General features: G+C 35.4%; 3 protein-coding genes. 2 read left to right on the top strand and 1 reads right to left on the bottom strand.

Annotated elements, in window-relative coordinates; genetic code table 11:
- Positions 1-42 precede the first annotated feature (42 nt).
- Complete coding sequence (secD, locus tag WCP76_RS03595) at positions 43-2,556, bottom strand: protein translocase subunit SecD (protein ID WP_336294317.1); 2,514 nt, start codon at positions 2,554-2,556, stop codon at positions 43-45.
- Positions 2,557-3,213: 657 nt separating this feature from the next.
- On the opposite strand from secD, the gene WCP76_RS03600 reads away from it, so the two are divergent.
- On the top strand, positions 3,214-5,589 hold the full coding sequence (locus tag WCP76_RS03600; RefSeq protein ID WP_336294318.1) for a mechanosensitive ion channel family protein: 2,376 nt from the start codon (positions 3,214-3,216) through the stop codon (positions 5,587-5,589).
- 5 nt (positions 5,590-5,594) lie between these two features.
- Positions 5,595-5,855, top strand: coding sequence for a hypothetical protein (locus WCP76_RS03605; protein WP_442894705.1), 261 nt, complete (start codon positions 5,595-5,597; stop codon positions 5,853-5,855).
- Positions 5,856-6,087 lie beyond the last annotated feature (232 nt).

The following is a 6,087-nucleotide window of genomic DNA, read 5'->3' on the forward strand; positions in this document are numbered from 1 at the left end:
ATCAGAAAAAGGCAGTACATCATATGAATTAACATAACATTTTCATTTTAGTGTAGTTTTTGTATGATTATTTCGTTTACGCCACCAATTACCTAACAATAATAAAATAGGGGCAGCAATAAAGATAGAGGACGATGTTGCAATAATAACTCCAATGACCATAGGTAATGCAAAATTGTGGACAGCACTTCCACCCCATATCGCCATAGGTAACATAGCGAGAACTGTGGTAGTTGATGTAAAGAGACAACGTACAAGAACTTGGTTAATTGAGAGGTCAATGACTTCACGCAAAGGCATTTTTTTGTAAAGACGCAGATTTTCACGCATTCTATCATAGACAACCACTTTATCGTTTATAGAATAACCGACAATGGTTAAGAGAGCGGCGATGGCTGTTAAATTAAAATCAAATTGAAATAAAGCAAACAAACCAATCATTTTTGTAGTATCAAGGATGAGTGTAGCAATTGCTCCGACAGCAAAGAACCATTCGAAGCGAAACCATATATAGAGGGACATAGCAATTGCAGCTAAAAGAAGAGCAGTAAAAGCAGCTGTGGCAAGCTCGCCTGAAATCTTTGGACCCACAACCTCTATTTGATCGAAGGTAGCATCTGGATAGATATTTTGTACAGCTATTTTGACTTTATCAATGGCGATGGTTTGTTGTGTTTCGTCACCATTTTGTTTCTGCAGGCGAAGTAACACAGTGTTTGCATTATCAACATTTTGCAACGTAATTTCACCAATATTAAGGGTAGAAAGCTTAGAACGCAATGTTGCTAAGTTTGCTGGTGCTTTTGTAGTAATACTCATTTGGCTACCACCAATGAAATCAATTCCCAAATTCAGACCAGGTTTAAAAAACAGAAAAACTGAAGTGAGTGATAAAGCAATTGAGACACCTATGCCAATGAAACGGGCTTTCATAAAGCGGAAAGCTGTATTTTGTGGGATAATGTTGAAAATAGATTGAAGATGTAACGTCTTAATTTTCCATTTACGAATGATCCAAACCATAATGATACGCACAATGGTAATATTTGTGAACATAGATATAATAATACCAAGCAACATTGTTACAGCAAAACCGCGAACGGGGCCTGTGCCAAATAAAAATAGTAAAACAGTTGCAATAATTGCAGTGACATTGGCGTCAACAATGGTTGCGAAAGCGTGTTTGAATCCACGATCCAAGGCTGCAAAGGCGCTGACCCCTTTGCGGCTTTCTTCACGAATGCGCTCATTGATCAAAATATTAGCATCAACAGCTATACCGATTCCTAAAATAATACCAGCAATACCCGGTAATGTTAGTGTAGCACCGAGAAGACTTAGCACAGCAAATGTCAAAATAGTGTGGAGTGCTAGTGCTATATTAGTAATGATACCCCAAATTCTGTATAGAAGAAAAATAAAAATTGTCACCAGAATAAAGCCAATGATACCAGTGTAAAGTCCCATTTTGATAGCATCAGCACCAAGATTTGGACCTACTGTCCTCTCTTCAATTACTGTTAATGGTGCAGGTAAGGAACCAGTACGAAGAAGAGCAGCCAGAGTTGATGCTTCTTTTGGGGTAAAGTCTCCTGTAATTTGACCTTGTCCATTGGGAATAACGCTATTAATAACCGGAGCGGTTAGAACTTTGTTATCAAGAACGATTGCAAAAGGATGATTAATATTTCGACGTGTTATGTCTGCAAATATTTTTGCACCAGCGGAATTCATGGTGAATGAAATAATAGAACGTCCTGGTATTTGTGGATCAAAACCTGCGCGGGCATCTTTTAGGACATTTCCATCTAAGGCGATTTGGTCATAAATTACATAGCTTTGTGTTTCATTAGTATATCCAGGAAGGATTGAAACACCTGCTGGTAAGTTATTTACATCTACGTTAGTAGGTACTAGATGAAAGGTCATCTTCGCGGTTGTTCCTAAAAGATCACGCAGTTGTTTTGGATCTTGTAAGCCTGGCAATTGAACCATAATACGATCGGTTCCTACCTTTTGGATAGCTGGCTCAGTAACGCCAACTTGATCTATACGGCGACGAATAATTTCTACGCTTTGTTCAATAGCATTATTAATACGGTCCTTAATACCAACTTCAGTTAATATTACACGGATAGTATTATTTTGAGCGCTGATAGAAATGTCATTGGCTGTAGTACCAAAGGCACTGTGTATAGGAGTTACCAATGTTTTTAAAGCAGAGAGTGCTTTTTCAGTTTGTAATGGATCATAAATCACAGCAATAATGCTGTTTCCTACGATATGGACACTCGATGTGCGTATTTTTTTTTCACGTAATGTGTTGCGCACATTTCCTAAAACTATACGTAATTGATCGCGCTTTAACGTTTTGCTATCGAGTTCAAGTAGGAGAGAAGAGCCTCCTTGAAGATCAAGTCCCAGTGTTACACGGGTGTTAGGTAAAAATTTTGAGTTTTGAACTTGTTCTTGCGAGAATAAATTGGGCAAGGCAATGTAAATGCTGCTCAAAAGGATAAAACAATAAAAAGTAGTTAACCAACCTGATGTACGCATGATATATTCCGCTAATAGGCAATCTAATAGTTATTAAAATTAAAGGAAGAGGTAAATAAGATAATAGTTTTATAATTCAAAAATAGGAGGAGCATGAAATAGCAGGAGCATGTTTATTCGAAAATATTGTGTTTGAGAATTCTTAAACCGTGTGTGAACAATTATATTAGTTATTAAAAAGAGGTTTAATGCTAGGGCGATTTGAAAAATATTGATCGGGAAAGCATGTTTTATATAAAGATTTACAAGTTTTTTGTTTGCGGCCATTGTAATCTTTAAGTGATCAAGCTTGTGGTCTGGATTAAGTGTATTGGCTTTTATTATATTACTAGTGTATGGTTTTTTGATCCAATAAGTGCGTATTCCTAACTTATTAGTCAATAACATATCAAAGCTGGATCCAGATAGAAAAAGCAAAGTTGAAAAAGAGCAGAAATTTTCTTTTTTGCGATAGCAAAAGAGGTGAAAAAAAAACATGCTAGAATGCCTTCTTGAATTTTATTAAGTTCACAGCTCACAGTTATTCTTTCTCTTATTATCAGTATTATAGGATGAGGGGAAGCTTTTATAAGACTATTCTACAAAAGGTTGAAAATTTTTTCCTCATGCGATATTTTTAAAAAGGGGTGGGATCCTTTTTGTACATCTAAGGCAGATATGTATTTATTTTTTAAAAAAAAATTACGTACACTTTTCATTATCCTAGGGATTATCACTGTATTCAGCTCTTATGCGCGGGGATATCCTGAAGCACAAAGTGCCATCATAGAACAACCGATAACTTCTCACTCGGTTGATGAGATTATTCAACAACAGAAGATAATTATTAAGGCTCTTGAACAAAATATAGAAGTTTTAAAAAATAGCTTTGAAAATGAGTCAGAAAATGAGCATGCTTTAGCAGAACTGCGATTGCGTGCACGAGATATTAGCAAACGTGCTATAGAGGCCGCATTTGTTTTACGTGCTCCTCTTAATGATATTAATGCAGTCCTTGACACCTTAACAGAACTCCACGATGATTCAAAAAATGTAAAAAATCTCGCTAAGGAACGCTCTATATGGATAGAGAAAAAAGCTAAGATTAATAATATAGTGCTTCAATTTGAAGCAATCTTTTTAACTGCAAATAGGATGGCTGAACTTTCTATTTTTCAGTCTCAAGAGCTTTTTAAAAATACACTTACGTACAGGCTTGAGTTTTCGATGTCGATGCTAAAACATCTTGTTGAGAAAACCAAAGAAGCTGTATCTGATTTTTTTTTGCTGTTGAGCTCTTGGTGGAATTTCATATTTTATTTCAAGTTGTTACAACTATTCCTTTCATTTTTAATTCCGATTTTCGTGGGTTTGGGGCTTTCTTATTTTGTACATAAAGTTCTTGTGCATGTACGCTGCCATTTTATCAAGGACGATGAAGAAATATCTTATTTGCAACGCTTATTAGTCGCTTTTATTTCGGTTCTTCTTCCTTCACTTGTATGTATTATTTGCGTTTATATTGTCTTGTTTTTATTCCGTAGTTTTGGCTTGGATTTAGGTAAGCTTATAACCGTTTTTGATATGGTCGGGTATCAACTTATCTTAGTCTTTTTTATAAATCGTCTGGCAGTTGTTCTTCTATCATCGAATGTGACTCATGTGCATCTTTTTAATATTGCACCGTTGGTGACCTATCAATTGGTGATTTTATTTACTTTTTTAGGTAGCGTTTTGGCATTTGATGCTGTTCTCGATAGCATTTATCAAATAATTTCAGCTCCTCTTTCTTTAACAATTGCTAAAAGTTTCATTGCTGTTTTTTTTGTAGCGATATTACTGCTTGTTATCTCATTTGTTCCTCTGCGCTTTAGACATAAGTCTTCTCCAAATGAAGGTGGTGAGTCTCTATTTTGGCCACTTTATATACGAATTTCTCTCATTGTATTAGGTTTATTGCTAATTGTAATGAATTTTTCAGGTTATGTTGGCTTGGCGCATTTTATTATACAGCAAATTATAATTAGTGGGGCGTTTCTATTTTTAATGTATCTAGGGATAAAAAGTGCTCAAGTTATTGGGATAAAAGGACAATTTATGAAAACTAGTGTTGGTCATGCTTTGATGCAATGGTTGCATTTAGAAGAGAAAACAATGAACCAACTGGGGGGTATTTTAAGCATTTTCCTCAATTTGGCTGTGGTTGTATTTTGTGCAGCACCAATTGCTGTACAATGTGGACTTTCATATTCTGATCTAAGAGCATTATTGTGGCAGTTAATGACTGGTTTTCAAATTGGCAATGTGTTCATTTCTTTTATTTCTATTATAACTGGAATTGTTTCTTTTTTTATTTTTCGTTTTTTTATAAGCCGACTTATCGGTTGGCTAGATGAAACGGTATTGGCGCATGGAAAGTTTGACGCTGGTGTAAGGAATTCTATTAAAACAGTCATAAGTTATGGTGGTATTGTTGTTTCAGCCTTGGTAGGGCTTTCAATGGCCGGTTTGGATCTCAAAAATTTTGCACTTATTGCTGGTGGGCTTTCGCTTGGTATAGGTTTTGGATTGCAAAACATTGTTCAAAATTTTGTATCTGGGCTTATTATTTTGATTGGAAGGCCATTTAAACTTGGGGATTATGTGGAATCTGGATCAGTAGGTGGTATTGTCAAACGTATCAGTGTGCGTGCAACTGAACTTGAAACATTTCAGCGTAAGACGATTATTATTCCTAACTCAAGTCTCATCAATAGTAATGTCAGTAATTGGACGCGACGTAGTAAAATGGGTCGAATTGATATCCCTGTTACTGTTTCTTCTAATGTTGCTCCAGAGCGTGTTGTTGAAATTTTGCTAGAAATTGCTTCTGCAACGGAGGGGGTTTTAAAACATCCTGCACCACAGGTAAGTTTTACTGCATTTGATAGCAAAAAATTTTCATTTAATTTAGCTATTTTTGTACCTAACATTACCTCACCTTCTGAGGTGAGCAATGCTCTTCGCTTCGTATTATATAAACGTTTTGTTGAGGAAGGGATCTTAGAGTGTTAAAATGTATGCATCTTTTTATAGTGGTTGCAATATTTGATATTTTGACCATGAAGGCTTTTGCAGCAACTGTGAAGAATGCTGATTTAAAGGCACAATATCTCGTTGTGGCAGAAGGTGGTATGTCTTTAAATATTCCGTTGAATGTCAATCAAACAATTACCCTTTGTATGAAAGGGTGCTTTATTACTTTTCCTAATAAAGACCGTTTTGCAATAAAGGCGGAAGATAATATAGAAATCAGCGGGGGTAGAGCAGTTTTTAAATAAAGCAGTTTAAAGCTTTTTGTTATTAAGGTAAATTTTGCAGGCTAATAACGTTACTTTGCTCTCTTTAATAAATATCATGATTTAAAAGTTAAGAATGCACCATGTTTGTGTGATATTTAGCTTTAGGTAATAGGGCGGGCGGGATTTTTCATATGCGTAGAATCTGAAATATATGTTTTTAGTATAATAGCCATTAATTATTTCTACAATATTCTAGTATTTTATATACAAT

It is taken from the genome of Bartonella vaga (assembly GCF_037070895.1).
In the GTDB taxonomy this organism is placed as follows: Bacteria; Pseudomonadota; Alphaproteobacteria; order Rhizobiales; family Rhizobiaceae; genus Bartonella.

What these genes read in the sequence shown, in the direction of transcription:
- WCP76_RS03600 (WP_336294318.1), top strand. Translation starts at nt 3,214, where the DNA reads ATGTATTTATTTTTTAAAAAAAAATTACGTACACTTTTCATTATCCTA.
- secD (WP_336294317.1), bottom strand. Translation starts at nt 2,556, where the DNA reads ATGCGTACATCAGGTTGGTTAACTACTTTTTATTGTTTTATCCTTTTG.
- WCP76_RS03605 (WP_442894705.1), top strand. Translation starts at nt 5,595, where the DNA reads ATGCATCTTTTTATAGTGGTTGCAATATTTGATATTTTGACCATGAAG.